Source organism: Micromonospora sp. NPDC005205, assembly GCF_040608275.1.
GTDB lineage: Bacteria > Actinomycetota > Actinomycetes > Mycobacteriales > Micromonosporaceae > Micromonospora.
Map to the genome: position 1 here is coordinate 93,251 of NZ_JBEXHV010000002.1, position 17,184 is coordinate 110,434.

Annotated in this window: 19 protein-coding genes; 10 read left to right on the forward strand and 9 right to left on the reverse strand. The window is 73.0% G+C overall.

The window, feature by feature from the left end; all coding sequences use genetic code 11:
- Nucleotides 1-381: 381 nt before the first annotated feature.
- Complete coding sequence (gene rpmB, locus ABZU43_RS05065; protein WP_011905179.1) at nt 382-573, forward strand: 50S ribosomal protein L28; 192 nt, start codon at nt 382-384, stop codon at nt 571-573.
- 187 nt (nt 574-760) lie between these two features.
- Here the strand turns inward: rpmB and ABZU43_RS05070 are convergent, their stop codons facing one another.
- Nucleotides 761-1,222 carry a GNAT family N-acetyltransferase gene (locus ABZU43_RS05070; protein ID WP_196921498.1) on the reverse strand — a complete coding sequence of 154 codons (462 nt, stop codon included), beginning with the start codon at nt 1,220-1,222 and terminating at the stop codon, nt 761-763.
- A 29-nt stretch (nt 1,223-1,251) separates the two neighbouring features.
- Nucleotides 1,252-2,241 carry a thiamine-phosphate kinase gene (locus ABZU43_RS05075; RefSeq protein WP_355005272.1) on the reverse strand — a complete coding sequence of 330 codons (990 nt, stop codon included), beginning with the start codon at nt 2,239-2,241 and terminating at the stop codon, nt 1,252-1,254.
- A 96-nt stretch (nt 2,242-2,337) separates the two neighbouring features.
- Between ABZU43_RS05075 and ABZU43_RS05080 the strand changes: the two genes are divergently transcribed.
- Nucleotides 2,338-2,571: an Lrp/AsnC ligand binding domain-containing protein gene (locus tag ABZU43_RS05080; RefSeq protein ID WP_030487446.1), complete on the forward strand. Its 234-nt coding sequence runs from the start codon at nt 2,338-2,340 to the stop codon at nt 2,569-2,571.
- A gap of 9 nt (nt 2,572-2,580) precedes the next feature.
- On the forward strand, nt 2,581-3,264 hold the full coding sequence (locus tag ABZU43_RS05085) for a DUF3515 family protein (protein WP_355005273.1): 684 nt from the start codon (nt 2,581-2,583) through the stop codon (nt 3,262-3,264).
- Nucleotides 3,265-3,319: 55 nt separating this feature from the next.
- Here ABZU43_RS05085 and ABZU43_RS05090 read toward each other — a convergent pair whose 3' ends face one another.
- Together ABZU43_RS05090 and ABZU43_RS05095 are read right to left on the reverse strand one after the other, a co-directional pair.
- Nucleotides 3,320-4,420: a D-alanine--D-alanine ligase family protein gene (locus ABZU43_RS05090; protein WP_091393084.1), complete on the reverse strand. Its 1,101-nt coding sequence runs from the start codon at nt 4,418-4,420 to the stop codon at nt 3,320-3,322.
- Between the two features lie 195 nt (nt 4,421-4,615).
- Nucleotides 4,616-4,834, reverse strand: coding sequence for a hypothetical protein (locus ABZU43_RS05095; protein WP_030335309.1), 219 nt, complete (start codon nt 4,832-4,834; stop codon nt 4,616-4,618).
- Between the two features lie 279 nt (nt 4,835-5,113).
- Here ABZU43_RS05095 and ABZU43_RS05100 point away from each other — a divergent pair, with 279 nt between their 5' ends.
- Nucleotides 5,114-5,959, forward strand: coding sequence for a helix-turn-helix transcriptional regulator (locus ABZU43_RS05100; RefSeq protein ID WP_091393087.1), 846 nt, complete (start codon nt 5,114-5,116; stop codon nt 5,957-5,959).
- Between the two features lie 5 nt (nt 5,960-5,964).
- Nucleotides 5,965-6,165, forward strand: a complete 201-nt coding sequence (locus tag ABZU43_RS05105) for a DUF397 domain-containing protein (protein ID WP_355005274.1) — start codon at nt 5,965-5,967, stop codon at nt 6,163-6,165.
- A 136-nt stretch (nt 6,166-6,301) separates the two neighbouring features.
- Here the strand turns inward: ABZU43_RS05105 and ABZU43_RS05110 are convergent, their stop codons facing one another.
- The 5 genes from ABZU43_RS05110 to ABZU43_RS05130 form a co-directional block, all read right to left on the reverse strand.
- On the reverse strand, nt 6,302-7,351 hold the full coding sequence (locus ABZU43_RS05110) for an ROK family protein (protein ID WP_355005275.1): 1,050 nt from the start codon (nt 7,349-7,351) through the stop codon (nt 6,302-6,304).
- A 231-nt stretch (nt 7,352-7,582) separates the two neighbouring features.
- Complete coding sequence (locus tag ABZU43_RS05115; protein ID WP_355005276.1) at nt 7,583-8,371, reverse strand: putative protein N(5)-glutamine methyltransferase; 789 nt, start codon at nt 8,369-8,371, stop codon at nt 7,583-7,585.
- Nucleotides 8,368-9,486, reverse strand: a complete 1,119-nt coding sequence (locus ABZU43_RS05120) for a cystathionine gamma-lyase (RefSeq protein ID WP_355005277.1) — start codon at nt 9,484-9,486, stop codon at nt 8,368-8,370. The genes ABZU43_RS05115 and ABZU43_RS05120 overlap by 4 nt, the downstream gene beginning before the upstream one ends.
- Before the next feature lie 8 nt (nt 9,487-9,494).
- Nucleotides 9,495-10,502, reverse strand: a complete 1,008-nt coding sequence (locus ABZU43_RS05125; protein ID WP_355005278.1) for an NAD(P)H-dependent glycerol-3-phosphate dehydrogenase — start codon at nt 10,500-10,502, stop codon at nt 9,495-9,497.
- 76 nt (nt 10,503-10,578) lie between these two features.
- Nucleotides 10,579-11,316, reverse strand: a complete 738-nt coding sequence (locus ABZU43_RS05130; RefSeq protein ID WP_355005279.1) for a lysophospholipid acyltransferase family protein — start codon at nt 11,314-11,316, stop codon at nt 10,579-10,581.
- A 126-nt stretch (nt 11,317-11,442) separates the two neighbouring features.
- Between ABZU43_RS05130 and cofC the strand changes: the two genes are divergently transcribed.
- The 5 genes from cofC to ABZU43_RS05155 are packed head-to-tail and all read left to right on the forward strand — an operon-like array spanning nt 11,443 to nt 17,175.
- A complete protein-coding gene (gene cofC, locus ABZU43_RS05135) occupies nt 11,443-12,090 on the forward strand; it encodes a 2-phospho-L-lactate guanylyltransferase (RefSeq protein ID WP_355005280.1) in 648 nt (215 codons plus the stop codon).
- Nucleotides 12,091-12,148: 58 nt separating this feature from the next.
- On the forward strand, nt 12,149-12,346 hold the full coding sequence (locus tag ABZU43_RS05140; protein WP_030335323.1) for a hypothetical protein: 198 nt from the start codon (nt 12,149-12,151) through the stop codon (nt 12,344-12,346).
- 54 nt (nt 12,347-12,400) lie between these two features.
- Nucleotides 12,401-14,764 (forward strand): RNA degradosome polyphosphate kinase, encoded by a 2,364-nt coding sequence (locus tag ABZU43_RS05145; RefSeq protein WP_355005281.1) that lies wholly within the window; start codon nt 12,401-12,403, stop codon nt 14,762-14,764.
- Between the two features lie 24 nt (nt 14,765-14,788).
- Nucleotides 14,789-16,309 carry a CYTH and CHAD domain-containing protein gene (locus ABZU43_RS05150; RefSeq protein ID WP_355005282.1) on the forward strand — a complete coding sequence of 507 codons (1,521 nt, stop codon included), beginning with the start codon at nt 14,789-14,791 and terminating at the stop codon, nt 16,307-16,309.
- Nucleotides 16,297-17,175, forward strand: coding sequence for an NUDIX hydrolase (locus tag ABZU43_RS05155; protein ID WP_355005283.1), 879 nt, complete (start codon nt 16,297-16,299; stop codon nt 17,173-17,175). Before ABZU43_RS05150 ends, ABZU43_RS05155 begins: the two co-directional genes overlap by 13 nt.
- The last annotated feature ends 9 nt before the right edge of the window (nt 17,176-17,184 follow it).

Genomic DNA, 17,184 nt, shown 5'->3' on the forward strand with positions numbered 1-17,184 from the left:
GAAGCCTACTGGCGCGCACCGACACCCGTCGGACTCGTCCGGCGTGTCCTCGCCAGGCCCGGGCGGCGCGGGCCGCAGGCTCTCGGTGGCCCCGGGCGGCGCGGGCCGCAAGCTCTCGGTGGCCCCGGGCGGCGCGGGCCGCAGGCTCTCGCGGGGCCCGTGCGGCGCTGGCCGCAGCGGGGACGAGCGCCTCCGGTACCCTTGCCGCCGGGCCGGCCCACCGTAGGGCGGACGGGCCCACGACCAGGCGTGAGCCGGGGCACGGGCGAGCGCCGGACCGGGCCGGTTGGCCGGGTCGGCGAGTCATCGGGTAACCTGACCAGGTTGCCCGGGCAGCACCTGCCGGCGACCTCATGAACGTATCAATCCCAGGAGTATCCCGTGGCTAGCGTGTGCGACGTCTGTGGCAAGGGACCGGGCTTCGGCCACAACGTGTCCCACTCGCACCGGCGGACCAACCGCCGCTGGAACCCGAACATCCAGTCGGTGCGTACCCCGGCCGGTGGCGGCAACACCAAGAAGTTGAAGGTCTGCACCTCGTGCATCAAGGCCGGCAAGGTCACCCGCGCCTGACGCGGTAGCACCCACCTTTCGTTCGGCTCAGCCGGCGGACCCCGAGGGTCCGCCGGCTCTGTCGTGTTCCCGGGCGGACGACGCCCGTGTTCCCGGGCGGACGACGCCGCACACCGCCCCGCCGAGGCCCGGCAGACCGCCCCGCCGGGGGCCCGGCAGACCGGCCAGTCCGGGCCCGGCGAGCAGGTCAGAGGGTACGGCCGAAGGAGACGCAGCCCTCCGCGTCCTTGTAGAAGCCGAAGTTCGGGATCCGTTCGTACCCGGCGGAGCCGTACATGGCGATCGCCTCGGGCTGCTTGTCGCCGCACTCCAGGACCACCCGCTTGCGACAGTGCTCGCGGGCGGAGCGCTCGACGGCCGCCAGCACCGCGCGGGCCACCCCCCGCCCTCGTGCCGCCGGGGCCGTGTACATCCGCTTCAGCTCCGCGGTGTCCGCGCCGTGGCTGCGCCAGCCACCGCAGCCGACCGGCTCGCCGGCCAGGTAGGCCACCAGGAACGCGCCGTCAGGCGGCTCGAACTCGGCCGCGTCCACCGGGGTGTCGTCGCCGGTGCCGCCGTAGCGGGCACCGAGGTCGGCCAGTGCGGCGTGGATCAGGTGCTGTGCCACCGGTGCGTCGAACCGCACCGCCCGGATCTCGATCTCACTCACGGTATCCAGGGTACGGCGGCGCGCGGGCCTCACCGGAAGTGGTCCCAGCCGGCCGGGCCGTCGTAGGCGATGCCGTCCACCGTCACGCCGGCACCGTCGGTGACCAGGCCGATCGGCCGCCAGCCCGACGGCAGGACCACCGCCGGGGGGAAGGTCGCGGCCAGCGCGTGGTCGTCGCCACCGGCGAGGATCCAGGTGTACGGGTCGACGCCGAGTGCCTGCGCCGCGTCGGCCATCTGCCGGGGCACCTCGAACCCGTCGCGGCGTACGTCGATCGCCACCCCGCTGGCCGCCGAGACGTGCCCGAGGTCGGCGAGGAGTCCGTCCGACACGTCGATCATGGAGGTGGCGCCGAGCTGGGCGGCTTGCGGGCCGGCCTGGTAGGGCACCTCCGGCCGCCGGTACGCCTCGACCAACAGCCGGGGCGTACGGAAGCCCCGGGTCAGCACTGTCAGCCCGGCTGCCGCGTACCCGGTGCGCCCGGCCAGAGCGAGCACGTCCCCCGGTCGGGCGCCCGAGCGCAGCACGGGCGGACGGCCCGCCAGGTCGCCCAGCGCGGTGACCGCGACGGTCAGCGTGGGACTGGCCGACATGTCCCCGCCGACGACGCTCGCGCCGACCGTCGCCGCCTCCGCGGAGAGCCCGTCGGCCAACTCCTCCGCCCAGGCGGTGTCCAGGTCCGCCGGCATGCAGAGAGCGACCAGCAGGGCGGTCGGCGTGGCACCCATCGCCGCGATGTCCGCCAGGTTGGCGGCTGCCGCCCGGTGCCCGACGTCACGGGCCGAAGACCAGTCCCGCCGGAAGTGCCGCCCGTCGACCAGCACGTCGGTGGAGGCCGCCACCCGGCCGTCCGGCGCGGCCACCACCGCCGCGTCGTCGCCCGGGCCGAGCAGGGTCGTCGGCCCGTACGACAGCCGAGCGGTGATCTTCCCGATCAGCCCGAACTCTCCGACCCCGGACACCCCGACGCCACCGCGGGCGTTCCGCCCGTGCTGTCCGGCCCCGCCGTGCTCGCTCACCGCTGCTCCTTGACCACCGATAGGGATCAGACCTGGTCCGTAAGGTAGTTTCACCCTTCGGGCCGCTCCCGGGCGGCGACGGACGGAGGTCGAGTCGTGGTACAGGCGTACATCCTCATCCAGACCGAGGTCGGCCGCGCACGTGACGTGGCGGGTCTCATCGCGGACATCCCCGGCGTGGTACGCGTCGACGCCGTCACCGGGCCGTACGACGTGGTCGTCCTCACCGAGGCGAACACCGTCGACGAGCTCGGCAAACTCATCGTCAGCAAGGTGCAGATGGTGCCCGGCATCACCCGCACCCTCACGTGTTCGGTGGTGCGGCTGTAAGTGGACGAGATGACGACCTCCTCCTCGGCTCTGGACGACGGCGGTGCGCGCGACGCGGCCGACGGGACGTCCGAGCCGGCTGACGGTAACCGCGAGTCGACCGATCCCGCCGCCGCCGCGCCGGCCGGCCGTGATCGGACCATGCGTGGCGCGGCCCTGCTGGCCACGTTGATCGCGCTGCCGATCACGCTGCTGGTGGCCGTGCTGGCCTTCAGCAAGCTCAGCCCGGACGCGCCGGCCGCAGCGCCGACGCCCTCCGCGACCACCGCCCGGGTGCAGTCCACCACCCCGGTGGAGATGGCCGCCCCGGCGCTGGCCGCCCGCCCGGCCACTGTCTGCCGGGCCCTGCTCTCGCAGCTTCCGGCGAGCATCCGCGACCTGGCCCAGCGGCCCGTGACCGCCGGCCCGGAGCAGAACGCCGCTTACGGCGACCCCGCGCTGACCGTGGCCTGCGGCGGCACCGAGCCGACCTTTCCCAGCACCGACGAGGTCTGGACGGTCAACCGGGTCTGTTGGCACCTGGCCGATCAGGCCGACGCGGCGGTCCTCTCCACTGTCGACCGGGAGACGCTGATCACCGTGCGCATTCCGCGCTCGTACGAGCAGCCGTTGCAGTGGTTGCCGACGATCTCCAGCACGATCGTGGCGAGCGTGCCCTCCGGCGGCGCGATCCCGTCCGGCTGCCAGCGCTGAACCCGAACCGACTCCGCCCGCGCCGGTCAGCCGGCGCGGGCGGGGTTCGGACGGCTCAGTGCAGGCCGACGCCGCGCCGCTGGGCGGTACGGATCAGCCGGTTGACCAGCTTCGGGTACTCCAGGCCGGAGGCCGCCCACATCCGCGGGAACATCGACGTCGGGGTGAAGCCGGGCATCGTGTTGATCTCGTTGAGGTAGACGTCCAGCTCGGGAGTGACGAAGAAGTCGGCCCGGGCGAGACCGGCGCAGTCCAGCGCGGTGAACGCGCGGACCGCGTACTCCTGCACCTGGCGGGTCACCTTCTCCGGCAGGTTGGCCGGGATGTCGTACTCGCAGGAGTCGTCGAGGTACTTCGCCTCGAAGTCGTAGAAGTCGTGGTCGGCGACGACCCGCACCTCGGCCAGCACTGACGCCTCGGGCGTGCCACCGGCCTCGCCCTCCAGCACACCGCACTCGATCTCGCGGCCGACGATCGCGGCCTCGATGATGACCTTGGGGTCGAACTGCCGGGCGGCGGCGACCGCCGCATCAAGCTCGGCCCAGTCGGTGACCTTGCTGACGCCGAACGACGAACCGGCCCGGGACGGCTTGACGAAGACCGGCAGGCCGAGCCGCTCCTTGTCCTGCTCGCTGAGCGTCATGCCGTTGCGCAGCACGGCGTACGTGCCGACCGGGATGCCCTCGACGGCACAGAGCTTCTTGGTGAACTCCTTGTCCATGGCGGCCGCGGAGGCGAACACGTTCGCCCCGACGTAGGGGATGCCGGCCATCTCCAGCATTCCCTGGATCGTGCCGTCCTCGCCGTAGGTGCCGTGCAGCACCGGGAAGACCACGTCCACGTCGGCCAGCGCCCGGGGGCCCTCGGTCGGGTCGAGCACCATCAGTCCGTTACCGGTGGGGTCGGCGCGCAGCACGATGTCGTCACCCGAGTCGGCGGTGATCTCCGGCAGCTGACGGGCGTTGATCGCGAGCTGGGCGGGGTCTCCGTTGGTCAGCACCCACTGGCCGGCCCGGGTGATGCCCACCGGCACCACCTCGAACTCGTCCGGGTCGAGTGCGCCGAACACGCTGCCGGCGCTGACGCAGGAGATGCCGTGCTCCGGGCTGCGTCCGCCGAAGACGATCGCCACGCGGGTCTTGCCTGGGGTGGTCACTCCGGTCACCTCTTCGTACGCGACTGCGGCTGGTCGTGCTCGCCGGTGGCGCTCACCCGGTTGACCTTACTGTGCGTGGCCGCGAGGCGAGGCGATACCCGGCGAGCCACGGGACGACACGGCAAACAGTCAGGAGAGGATATACGGTGCGTAATCGGACGGTGGCAGTGTCACGGACCGCCGACCTGGGGCTGTTCAGTCCCGGGAGTGCCGACGGCCGACCGCGATCACCTTCACCCGCTGCCGGCCGGCCCGCACCATCCCCAGCGCCATGAACGCTCCGGCGATGCGGTCGGCGGCCTCCCGGCTGCTGGCCCCGACGACCTGCCGGCGCCGTTCCGGCGCGACCCGCTCGTTGCGGTTGACGCCCTCGACGGGACGCACGTCGGTGAGCACCACGAGGAAGCGGGTCATCGCACTCCGCCCGAGGGTACGGCGGGGGGCTCCGGGCGGGTTCGCACGTCGTCTCCTTCCGGCGGGCCGGGGGTGGAGGGGCGGCACGCGACGATCGGGTACGGGGGAGAAACCCGATCGCCGCGCGCCCCATCCCCTCCGGTCGCTCACCACCACCGTCGCCACGACAACCGGCGGTGAGGACGCCATAACAGATTGACACGTGTACAGGCGTGAATGCAACTCCCATAGACGTTCTCTCATGCAGACGTTCCCGCAAATGTATGCGACCATCGATGTATGGCCCCCAAGACCGCCCGCGCCCGCCGGCTCGGCATCGCCCTGCGCCACCACCGGGAAGCCGCCGGGCTGACGCTGGAGACTGCGGCGGATGAGATCAACAGCACCCGCAGCACCCTCTCCCGCTACGAGAACGCCCAGACCCTGATCAGCCCCGCCACCGTGCGCGCCCTGCTCACGTCGTACGGGGTGAGTGCCGAGGAGGTGGCTGCGGCGGTGCAGCTCGCCAAGGACGCCCGCAAGCCCGGCTGGTGGGTGTCGTACTCCTACCTGCTGGATCCGCGCACCATCGACTTCATCGCACTGGAGGCCGAGGCGACCGCCATCGCCAACTTCGAACCCTCGGTGGTGCCCGGCCTGTTGCAGACCGCTGACTACATCCGTGGCGTCATGCGCGGCGGGCCGCACACCCTCGGCGACGACCTGGTGGAGCAGCGGGTCAAGATTCGGCTCGACCGACAACAGCGGCTCACCGCCGACCAGCCGCCCATCCTCGACGCGATCATCGACGAGGGCGCGCTGCTACGGCCGGTCGGTGACCAGTCGGTGATGAACGGGCAATTACGGCACCTGGTCAAGATGGCCGAGTTGCCGAACATCAGCGTCCAGGTGATCCCGCTCTCCGCCGGCTACCACCGGGGCACCCGGGGTTCCCTGCACATTCTCGAGTTCGCCGACCCGGAGGACCCGATCATCGCGTCGGTGGAGACCGTCGCGGGTCAGATGATCCTCGACCGCGCCGGCGAGACGCGTACCTGCACCAAGATCATGGAGCATCTCCGAAGCGTGGCGCTCAGCCCGGCGGACAGCCGCGAGATGCTCCTGTCAGTCCTGAAGGGACGGTAGGACCGATGACCCCGATGATCACAGCGGCCTTGGCCGCGGCGCGCTGGCGCAAGAGCAGCCGCAGTGGCGACGAAGGCGCCTGCGTGGAGGTGGCCGCGATCCCGCGGCTCATTGCCGTGCGCGACTCCAAGGACCCGGCCGGCCCGGCCCTGCTGTTCCCCACGGCGGCCTGGGCCGCCTTCGCTCAGGCGCCACCGCAGCGCTGACCAGAGGTGCCGCCTGGGCCGCCATCGTCCAGGCGGCACCGCAGCGCTGACCAGAGGTGCCGAGCCGGTGCGGGCCGAGGCCCGCGCCGGCTCAGGCAACCAGCGGGCGGGGCCCAGGAACAACGCTCGCGCCGGCTCAGGCAACCAGCGGGCGGGGCTCCGGAGCGGCGCGTAGCGCCTCCAGCGCGGCGATCGCGACGCCTCGGGCACCGGCCATGTCCCGATCCGGCACCAGGGCGAAGGTGGCCACCGCCGCCTGCTCCTCGCGGAGCACCGTGTGCTCGCGGACCGTCGCCAGGAACCAGTCGCGGAACTCCGGTGCCGCCTCCACCACTCCGCCGCCGACGAAGTACGCGTGCGGGTCGCTGAAGTTCGCGGCGACGGTGAACAGCCGCCCCAGCGCCATCGCCTGCTGGGTGAAGAGGTCCCGCGCGAGGGCATCCTCGCGCTCGCCGTACCCCCGGACCAGCTTTGCCGCCCGGGCCACCGGCTCGGCGGCGAGCGGGTGGTCGGGGTACCGGGTCAGCCAGTACGGCAGCAGGTTGCGTTCGATGCCGGTCAGCGAGGCGATGCTCTCGACATCTCCGGTGAAACCGCAGGCGCAGGTGGGCTCCGGCTGACCCGGACCGAGCAACCCGCTCAGCGGGATGTGCACGTGGCCCAGCTCCCCCGCCATCCCGGCCGCACCGGCGATCACCCGACCGCTCTCGACCACACCGCCACCCAGGCCGGTACCGACGATCGCGGACACCGACGAGCGGCTCATCGCGTCGGCGCCGAAGTAGACGTGGTGGGCGTAGAGCGCTGCCGCGTTGCCGTCGTTGTGATAGATCACCGGCAGCCCGAGCCGTCGCTCCAGCGCCCCTCGCACGTCGAAGCCTCGCCAGGCCGGCTGAGAGAAGTTGGTGGAGCCCCGCGACGAGATGACGCCGTCGGCGCTGGCCGGGCCGGGAGTGTCCAGCCCGACCGCCTGGACCAGGTCACGCGGCACGCCGGTCTGCGCCAGGGCGCCGTCCAACGCCTGGGCCAACGCCTCGATCGCCGCCTCCGGCCCGGCCCGCACCTCGCTGGGGATCTCCAACAGCCCGTCCACCAGGAAACGGCCGTCCGCCGTCAGCACTGTGGCGTTGTTGCTGGTGCCGCCGTTGTCCAGCCCGACGACCACCGGCACCCCTGCGCTGCCCACCGAAACCGCCTCCCGCCGTCATGAGTGTGAGCCGAGGCTAGTGCCAACCCCTCTCCCCCGCCATGCCCGGGCGGCCCCGCCAGCCCCTCCCCGGCCAGAAAACGGACAGCCCGCCCGGGTCGATCAATGAGTTGTGGTGGGGGACAAATAACGCATAGCTGCATCAACCAGGCGCCACAACTCCATGATCGACGCGGGCCAGAGGTCGGGTCAGGGGTTCGGGGGTTCGGGTTAGGCGGGGCGTCGGGCGGTCAGGGCGGTGGCGTCCAGGTCCTCGTCGTGGTGGACGGTGGGGATCAGGCCGGCTTCGCCGAATGCGTCGCAGAGGGCTTCGATCTGGGTGGTGCCGGCTTCCACCACCAGGTGGCCGCCGGGGGCGAGCCAACCAGCCGCGTCGACACCTACCCGGCGCAACACGGAGAGCCCGTCCGGGCCGCCGTCGAGCGCCACCGGGGCCTCGTGCAGCCGCGCCTCCGGCGGCATCAGCGCGACCGCGTCGGTCGGCACGTACGGGGCGTTGGCGACCACCAGGTCCAGCCGACCCCGCCACCGCTCGGGCAGCGGCGCGAAGAGGTCACCCTCGTACACCTCGACGCCCAACCCGACGACGTTGCGACGCGCACACGCCACGGCCGCCGGGTCGATGTCGGCGGCGGCCAGCCAGCGCGGCGCGAGCCGGTGCGCCAGCGCGACGGTGGTGGCCCCGGAGCCGCAGCACAGGTCGACCACTGCCGGTGCCGCGCCGGTCAGCTCGGCAGCCATCTCGACCAGCAGCGCGGTCCGGGCCCGGGGCACGAAGACGCCCTCGTCGACCGCTATCCGCAGGCCACAGAACTCCGCCCAGCCGAGCAGGTACTCCAACGGCTCGCCCGCCACCCGACGGTCGGTCAGGTCGGCCAACGCCGCCGGGCTGCGCGCGGCGGCCAGCAGCAATTCGGCCTCGTCCTCGGCGTAGACGCAACCGGCGGCCCGCAACCGACTCACGAGAGCGGCCCGCTCGGTGGGGGAAGGAGACGTCAAGCCGGTCCGGCCACATCGAGCGCGGCGGCGATGTCCGCCACCAGGTCCGCGGTGTCCTCCGCGCCGCAGGAGAGCCGGACGAAGCCGGGAGCGGTGTCGTCGCCCCACTGCGCCCGCCGGTCCGCCGTGGTGTGCAGGCCACCGAAGGAGGTCGCCGCCGCCACCAGCCGGGCGGCCTCGACGAATCGGCCCACCCGGTCGGCGTCGCCCAGGTCGAACGAGAGCACCCCCGGTATCCGGCGCATCTGCGCCGAGGCCACCGGGTACGCCCTGTCGTCCGGCCGCCCCGGCCACCGCAGGCCGGTCACGTCCGACCGGTTGGCGAGCAGGTCGACGACCGCGGCGGCGTTCGCGCTCTGCCGCGCCAACCGCAGGTCGAGAGTGGCCAGTGACCGGTGGGCCAACCAGGCGTCGAACGCGCCCGGAACCGCCCCGGTGGTGGTACGCCAGGTCGTCACCGCGTCGATCAGCTCGGTGGACCGGCTGGCCAGATAGCCCAGCAGCAGGTCGGAGTGGCCGGTGAGCGCCTTCGTCCCGGAGGCGACCACCAGGTCGGCACCGAGATCCAGCGGACGTTGTCCGAGCGGGGTGGCGGTGGTGTTGTCCACAGCGAGCAGCGCGCCGGCGGCGTGCGCCCGCTCGGCCAGGGCCGCCACGTCGACCACGTCGAGGCCCGGGTTGGCGGGCGTCTCCACCAGCACCAGCCGGACGCCCTCGAACGACGGGTACGGCCCGACGGTCGGCGCGAACAGCACCCGGACGCCGATCGCCTCCAGCACACCGGTGGCGAACGCCCGGACCGGGAAGTATCCGTCGGTGGGAAGCACCACCGTGTCCCCCGGCCGAAGCAGGGTGAGCAGCAGGCCGGTGATGGCCGCCTGACCGGTCGCGAAGACCCGGCAGTCACCGCCCTCCAGCTCGCCGACCGCCACCTCCAACAGCCGACGGGTCGGGTTGTCGGGGCGGCCGTAGCCGTTCGGTGACGTGCCCTGACCCTCGAACGGGTCGAGGTGGTACGGCGCGGCGAAGACCGGCCCGGGCAGGAACGGGTCCCCCGGCACCGGCTCGGGCAGGCCAGCGCGTACGCAGCGGGTGCCGTCCCCCCACTCGCTCATCGGGTTCCTCACTCGTACGACTCGGGTTTGGCGGTGCGGCTCATCAGGGTCTCCACGGCGAGCCGCGGGTCCATCCCCTCGTGGCAGATCCGCTCGACATGCTCGGTGATCGGCATCTCCACGCCGTGCGCCCGGGCCAGGTCGCGGATCGCCAGGCAGCTCTTCACGCCCTCGGCGGTCTGCCGGGTGGCGGTCTGGGCCTGCTCCAGCGTCTCACCCCGGCCCAGATGCTCGCCGAAGGTGCGGTTGCGGGCCAGCGGGGACGAGCAGGACGCGACCAGGTCGCCCATGCCGGCGAGGCCGGCGAAGGTGATCGGGTCCGCGCCGAGCGCCACGCCCAGTCGGGCCGTCTCGGCCAGCCCACGGGTCATCAGCATGGCCCGCGTGTTGTCGCCGAAGCCCATCGCGGTGGCGACGCCGTACGACAGGGCGATCACGTTCTTGACCGCCCCGCCCAGCTCACAGCCGATAACGTCGTCGTTCGTGTAGGGGCGCAGGTACGGCGTCCGGATCGACGACTGGACGAGCGTGGCGCGGGCCCTGTTCGTTCCGGCGACCACTGTCGCGGCGGGCTGCTCGGCGGCGATCTCCGGGGCCAGGTTCGGGCCGGAGACGACGACCACCCGGTCCGCGGCGACCCCGGCGGTCTCCACGATGACCTCGCTCATCCGCTTGGTGGTGCCCAGCTCGATGCCCTTCATCAGCGACACCAGGGTGGAATCCGGGTGCAGGTGCTCGGCCCATTCGGCGAGGTTGCCGCGCAGGGTCTGCGACGGCACCGCCAACACCACCACCTCGGCCCCGGTGATCGCCTCGGCGGCGTCGGCGGTGGCCGTGACACGGGCCGGGAGCAGCAGATCGGGCAGGTACTCCGGATTACGGCGCTCGGTCCGGATGCTCTCGGCGACGGGCGCCCGGCGGGCCCACACCGTAACGTCCCGCCCCGCGTCCGCGAGGATCTTGGCGAACGCGGTGCCCCAGGAACCGGCACCGAGCACCGCAACGTGACCGCTCATGCCACCGCTCCGCTTCGCTGCGCGGCGGCCTGAACGGCACCGCTGCTGAGCCCGATGATTCGCTCGCTTCGCTCGCTCATGCCGCGTCGTCCCGCTGCTCGCGGCCGACGGACGGTCGGGCCGGCCGCTCCCACAGTGGCGGCGGGGTACCGCCACGGATCTCGGCGAGCATGTCCCGCAGCCGCAACATGATGGTGTCCGTCATCTCTTCGAGGGTGTCCCGGGTCGGCTGGGCGTCCACCCACCGGCTCAGGTCGATCGGCTCCCCGGCGGCAACGGTCACCGGGATCCGGGGGCGCAGGCTGACACGGGTCGTCCGCGGGTCGAAGATCCGTTCCGGCCCCCACATCACCACCGGTACGACCGGGGCGCCGGTGGCCAGGGCCAGGCGGGCCGCACCGGTCTTGGCCTTCATCGGCCAGAGCTCCGGCTGTCGCGTGGTGGTGCCCTCAGGGTAGATCACGACCGCGCCGCCCTCGTCGAGCGCGGCGACCAGTGCGTCCAGCGAGCGGACGGCGTCCACGCTGCCCCGCTCGACCGGGATCTGCCGGCACCGGTGCAGGATCCAGCCGACCACCGGCACCCGGAACACGCTGGCCTTGCCCAGGTACTGCGGCCAGCGCCCGGAGTCGTAGATGAAGTGCGCGGACACCAACGGGTCGGCGTGGGAGATGTGGTTCGCCACGATGATCATGCCGCCGTCGCCGTGGAGATGTTCCTGACCACGCCAGGTACGCCGGGTCCAGATGGTCATCACCGGCTTCACCAGCCACACGGCGAACCGTTGCCAGAACCCCAGGCTCCGCCGTGCCACAGTGCCTCCTCGTCGCGCCCCAACCGCCGCGAAATCCCGCCCGCGACGCCCGCAGCGGAAATCATGCCTGCTCGCCCCCGGTACGGCCAGCGAGGGGCCCGCCGTACGGCTGGCAGGATTGCGGACGTGACTCAGCCGAGGTGGGCCGTGGTGGTGCCGGTGAAGCGGCTGGCCGTGGCCAAGAGCCGGCTGCGGGGCGCGCTGCCCGGCGTACCGCATGAGGAGTTGGCGCTGGCCCTGGCGGCCGACACGCTCCGCGCGGTGCTGGCCTGCCCGGCGGTCGCCGAGGCTCTGGTGGTGACCGACGACGCCCGGGTGGCGGCGGCGGCGCGGGCCGCCGGCGCGGGGGTGCTGCCGGACGAGCCGGACGCCGGCCTGAACGCCGCGTTCCGGCACGGGGCGGCCACTGCCGCCGCCGGGTGGGTGGCCGGGATCACCGCGGACGTGCCGGCGCTGCGCCCGGCCGAGTTGGCCGGCGCGCTGCTCGCGGCGCAGAACGGTCGACCCGGGGTACGCCGGTTCCTGCCGGACGCGCCCGGCGGTGGCACGGTGCTGCTCACGGCGGGGCCGGGTGTGCCGCTGGATCCGCGTTTCGGGGTGGGCTCGGCGGTAGCGCACGCGGCGAGCGGGGCGCTGCCGCTCGACGGGGACTGGCCCAGCCTGCGCCGGGACGTGGACACCGCCGCGGACCTGGCCGCCGCCGCCCGGCTCGGGCTGGGGCCGCGCACCGCCGCGCTGGTGGCCGCCGGTCGCCCGGCCCGCGCCGCAGGCTGAGCCGCCCGGTGGGCCGAGCCCGCGCCACAGGCCGAACCGCCCGGTGTACGGTGCCAGCATGCAGGGCACTGTGGCCAGCTACGACGCGGCGACGCGCAGCGGTGTCCTGCTGCTCGACGACGGCACCGAGATGCGTTTTCCCGCCCGGGCCTTCGACGCCTCCGGGCTGCGGCTTCTCCGGCTCGGGCAGCGGGTCCGCATCGACACGGATCCCGACGGCGAGGTTGTCCGGGTGACATTGCCGACGATGATCTGAGCCGGCGAGCCCAAGTTCATTTTGCGTTAACCGTAATCGGGTGATTATGAGCGGGTGAGCACCCCTCGCGAGCAACCGGCCCGCCCGCCCGCCACCGACCTCCGCAACGGCTCCCGTACGCGCGGCACCGATGGGCGCTTCCGCCCGTCCCGCGCCGAACGTGCCGGTGCCGCCCGCGCCGACACGCTCGCCGACGATCCCGGAGCCGCCTCCTCCGGGCTGGACGAGGTCATCGACCCCGCCCCGAAGGTCCAAGCGGACGGCCCCGCCGCCGGTGGCGTCCACCAGGTCCTGCCCGACGACCTGCCGACCCGTGCCGCGCCTGAGGACGACAACGAGGCCGCAGCGCCCCCGCCGCTGCCCGAGGACCGGTTCCTCAACCGGGAGCTGTCCTGGCTCGACTTCAACGCCCGGGTCCTCACCCTGGCCGAGGACCAGCGCACCCCGCTGCTGGAGCGGGCCAAGTTCCTGGCCATCTTCGCCAGCAATCTCGACGAGTTCTACATGGTGCGCATCGCCGGTCTGAAGCGGCGGCTCTCCGCCGGCCTACCGGTGCGCGGCGGGGACCGGCTGCCCCTGCGTACGCAGTTGGAGCTGATCGCCGAGCGGACCGCCGCGCTGGGCGCCCGGCACGCCGCCTGCTTCGTCGACGACGTGCTGCCCAAGCTGGCCGACGAGGGAATCCGCATCCTGCGCTGGGGCGAGCTGGGCGACGGCGAACGGGAGCGGCTGCGCACCTACTTCCGGGAGCACATCTTTCCGGTGCTGACCCCGCTCGCGGTGGACCCGGCGCACCCGTTCCCGTACATCTCCGGGCGGTCGCTGAACCTGGCGGTGGCGGTCCGTGACCCCGACGGCGGTTCGGAGCTGTTCGCCCGGGTGAAGGTGCCCAACAACGTCCCCCGCTTCGTCCGGGTGGACCGGGACCAGCCGGGCGTCCGGATGCTGCCGGTGGAGGACCTCATCTCGGTGCACCTGGGGCAGCTGTTCAGCGGCATGCAGGTGGTCGAGTGCCACCTGTTCCGGGTCACCCGCAACGCCGAGGTGGAGGTCGACGAGGACCGCGACGAGGATCTGCTCCAGGCCCTGGAGCGGGAGCTGGCCCGACGGCGGTTCGGTCCCCCGGTCCGACTGGAGGTCGCCGCGTCCATCTCCGACCACATGTTGGAGCTGCTCGTCCGCGAGCTGGACATGGACGACCAGGACGTGCTGCGGGTGCCCGGTCTGCTCGACCTGTCCGCGCTGTGGCAGGTGTACGGCGAGGCGGACCGGCCGGACCTGAAGGACCCGCCGTTCGTGCCGGCCACCCATCCCCGGCTCGCCGAGGGCGAGGTGCCGCGCAGCGTCTTCTCCACCCTGCGCGACGGGGACATCCTGGTGCACCACCCGTACCACTCGTTCGCCACCAGCGTGCAGCGCTTCATCGAGCAGGCCGCCGCCGACCCGAACGTGCTGGCCATCAAGCAGACCCTCTACCGGACCAGCGGCGACTCCCCGATCGTCGACGCGCTCGTCGACGCGGCCGCCGCCGGCAAGCAGGTGGTGGTGCTGGTGGAGGTGAAGGCCCGCTTCGACGAGGTGGCGAACATCGGCTGGGCCCGCACGCTGGAACGCGCCGGCTGCCACGTCGTCTACGGCCTGGTCGGCTTGAAGACGCACTGCAAGACCGCGCTGGTGGTCCGGCAGGAGGGCAACCAGATCCGTCGCTACTGCCACATCGGCACCGGCAACTACCACCCGAAGACGGCCCGACTGTACGAGGACTTCGGCATGCTCACCGCCGACCCGGAGATCGGCGCCGACCTCACCGACCTGTTCAACGTGCTCACCGGGTACAGCCGGCAGACCGCGTTCCGGCGGTTGCTGGTGGCCCCGCAGGGCATCCGCAGCGGCCTCATCGAGCGGATCGAGCGGGAGATCTCGCACGTCCGCCTGGGCATGCCCGGCCTGGTCCAATTCAAGGTCAACTCCCTGGTCGACGAGGGGGTGACCGACGCGTTGTACCGCGCCTCCCAGGCCGGCGTCCACGTCGACCTGCTCATCCGGGGCATGTGCACGCTGCGCCCGGGGGTGCCGGGGCTGTCGGAGAACATCCGGGTCCGCTCGATCCTCGGCCGGTTCCTGGAACACTCCCGGGTCTTCCGGTTCGGCAACAACGGCGACGCCGAGTTCTGGATGGGCTCGGCGGACCTCATGCACCGCAACCTGGACCGACGCGTGGAGGCGCTGGTGCGGGTGAGCGACCCGATCGCCCGTGCCGAGTTGGACCAGGTGCTCACCGCCGCGATGAGCCCCGAAGTGGACGCGTTCGAGCTGTCCGGCGACGGGACCTGGACCCGGCGTACCGGCGATGACAACGCGGCCCGGGCCCATCTTCAGGAACTGTTGCTGCGCCGCGTCGGTGGCACGGCCAGCTGACCGCGCAGCGCATAGGCTGAGCTGATGGTCGAGGAGGAGCAGAAGTACGAGGTGGACGACGCCTACGTGCTGCCGGACCTGGCCGGCACGGCCCCGGCCGGCGGCCGGGTCCGGGCCCTGCCACCGGTGACGCTTGTCGCCCGCTACCTCGACACCGTCGACCTGCGGCTGGCCCGGGCCGGTGCCTCGCTGCGCCACCGCAAGGGTGACGAGCTGCCCTGGACAGTGAAACTGCCGACCGGGACCCCGGGCGTCCGGCACGAGATCTCCCGCCCCGGGGCGAAGGGGCAGCCGCCGCCGGAGCTGGTGGAGTTGGTCACCGTCCTGCAACGGGGTGCGCCGCTGGCCCCGGTGACGGTGGTCCGCACGGTGCGGCACGCGTACGAGGTGTGTGACCGGGCCGGCACCGTCCTCGCCGAGGTGGTGGACGACCGGGTGACAGTGCTCGACGACTCCGGCACCACCACCGACACCTTCCGCGAGGTGGAGGTGGAGCTGAAGGCCGGCGACCGGGAGCTGCTCGACCGGGTCGGCGGGGTGCTGCGCGAGGCCGGCGCCCAGGGCGGGTCGTTCACGCCGAAGCACGTACGGGCGCTGGGCGCGACGGCGCAGGCCGATCCGGATCTGGTCGCGCCGGCAGGGTTGACCGCCGAACCGAACGCCGGTGACGTGGTGACCGAGTCGCTCCGTAAGGAGATCCGCCGGCTGTTGGCGCACGACCCGCTGGTCCGGCTGCGCGCCCCGGCCGCCGGTGGCGACACCGCGGTGCATCAGATGCGGGTGGCCTGCCGACGCCTGCGCAGCGACCTGCGCACCTTCAAACCGTTGCTGCGAAAGACCTGGTCCCGCCCGCTGCGCACCGAGCTGCGCTGGCTGGCCGACGTGCTCGGCGCGGCCCGCGACGCCGAGGTGCTGCGCGCGCGGCTGCGCCGTACCGCCGACGCCGATCCGCTGAGCCCGCTCGACCGGGGCGCTGTGGACCGGCTCGACGAGGTGCTCGCAGAACGGCAGCGGCAGGCGCTCACCGCCATCGACGAGATGCTGCGCTCCGCGCGCTACCTGGCCCTGGTGGACTCCCTGGTGCTGGCCGCCCGCGCGCCCCGGTTCACCCGAGGGGCGGCAGCGCCCGCCGCGCAGGCGCTACCCGCGCTGGTGGCCCGCCCCTGGCGGCGGTTGACCGGGCCGGACGGCGTCGGCGGGCTCGACGCGCAGTCGCCGGACGACCGCTGGCACGCCGTCCGCAAGGAGGGCAAGCAGACCCGGTACGCGGTCAACGCGGTGGCCCCGACTGTCGGCAAGGGCGCACGGCGGCTGTCCCGCGCACTCGCCCAGGTGCAGGACGTGCTCGGCGAGCACCAGGACGCGGCGGTGGCGGCGGACACCTGGTTGGAGATCGCCGCCGAGCGACCGGGCGACCACGAGCTGGCTGTCACCGCCGGGCGGCTGGCCGAGCGGGAACGCCAGTCGGTACGCCGGACGCGGGGTCTCCTCCCGGCTGCCTGGCACCGGGCCACCCGGCGACGGCGCACCAGTTGGCTGCCGTGACGGGCATCCGGGCAGCGGGCGGGGTGGCCTGGCGGCCGACCGACGACGGCGTACGCGTCTGCGTGGTGCACCGTCCCCGTTACGGCGACTGGACGCTGCCGAAGGGCAAGCTGGAACCGGGCGAGCACGCGATGGCCGCGGCGGTCCGTGAGGTGGCCGAGGAGGCCGACGTGCGGGGCGTGCCGCAGGTGCGGCTGCCGTCGGTGCGCTACCGCAGCGAGGGGCAACCCAAGCTCGTCGACTACTGGTCGATGCTCGCGGTGGCCAGCGGCGGTTTCCAACCGGACACCGAGGTGGACGACATCCGCTGGCTCGCGGTGGACGACGCGATCCGGTTGGTCAGCTACCCGCACGACGCCGAGGTGTTGGCGGCGTTCGCCGCGCTGCCGTCGGTGACGGCGACTGTCGCGCTGGTCCGGCACGCGCACGCCGGTAAGCGGGCCACCTGGTCCGGCCCGGACGTCGGGCGACCCCTGGACGCCGAGGGGTGGGCCCAGGCGAGCACGCTGGCCGGGCTGATCGCCCTGATCCGGCCGGCCCGGCTGGTGTCGGCGTCGCCGCGACGGTGCGTGCAGACACTCGATCCGGTCGCCGCGTTGCTCGATCTGCCGATCGAGGTCTGTGGCGACCTGGACGAGCCGCAACCCGGCCAGCAGGGCGACGAGCAGATCCTGCACACCGCCGCCCGGCTGCTGGAGTTGGCCGGCACCGGTGGGCAGTCGGCGGTGTGCAGTCAGGGCAAGGTCCTGCCGGGCGCCCTGGAGCGGCTGACCGGCCGCACCGATGAGGACTTCACCACGCCGAAGGGCGGAGGTTGGCTGCTCTCCTTCGCCGCCGACCGGCTGTTGGCCGCCGATCGCCTGTAGGGCCCGCCT

What these genes read in the sequence shown, in the direction of transcription:
- ABZU43_RS05085 (WP_355005273.1), top strand. Translation starts at nt 2,581, where the DNA reads ATGACGACCTCCTCCTCGGCTCTGGACGACGGCGGTGCGCGCGACGCG.
- ABZU43_RS05095 (WP_030335309.1), bottom strand. Translation starts at nt 4,834, where the DNA reads ATGACCCGCTTCCTCGTGGTGCTCACCGACGTGCGTCCCGTCGAGGGC.
- ABZU43_RS05100 (WP_091393087.1), top strand. Translation starts at nt 5,114, where the DNA reads ATGGCCCCCAAGACCGCCCGCGCCCGCCGGCTCGGCATCGCCCTGCGC.
- ABZU43_RS05105 (WP_355005274.1), top strand. Translation starts at nt 5,965, where the DNA reads ATGACCCCGATGATCACAGCGGCCTTGGCCGCGGCGCGCTGGCGCAAG.
- ABZU43_RS05120 (WP_355005277.1), bottom strand. Translation starts at nt 9,486, where the DNA reads ATGAGCGAGTGGGGGGACGGCACCCGCTGCGTACGCGCTGGCCTGCCC.
- ABZU43_RS05125 (WP_355005278.1), bottom strand. Translation starts at nt 10,502, where the DNA reads ATGAGCGGTCACGTTGCGGTGCTCGGTGCCGGTTCCTGGGGCACCGCG.
- ABZU43_RS05140 (WP_030335323.1), top strand. Translation starts at nt 12,149, where the DNA reads ATGCAGGGCACTGTGGCCAGCTACGACGCGGCGACGCGCAGCGGTGTC.
- ABZU43_RS05150 (WP_355005282.1), top strand. Translation starts at nt 14,789, where the DNA reads ATGGTCGAGGAGGAGCAGAAGTACGAGGTGGACGACGCCTACGTGCTG.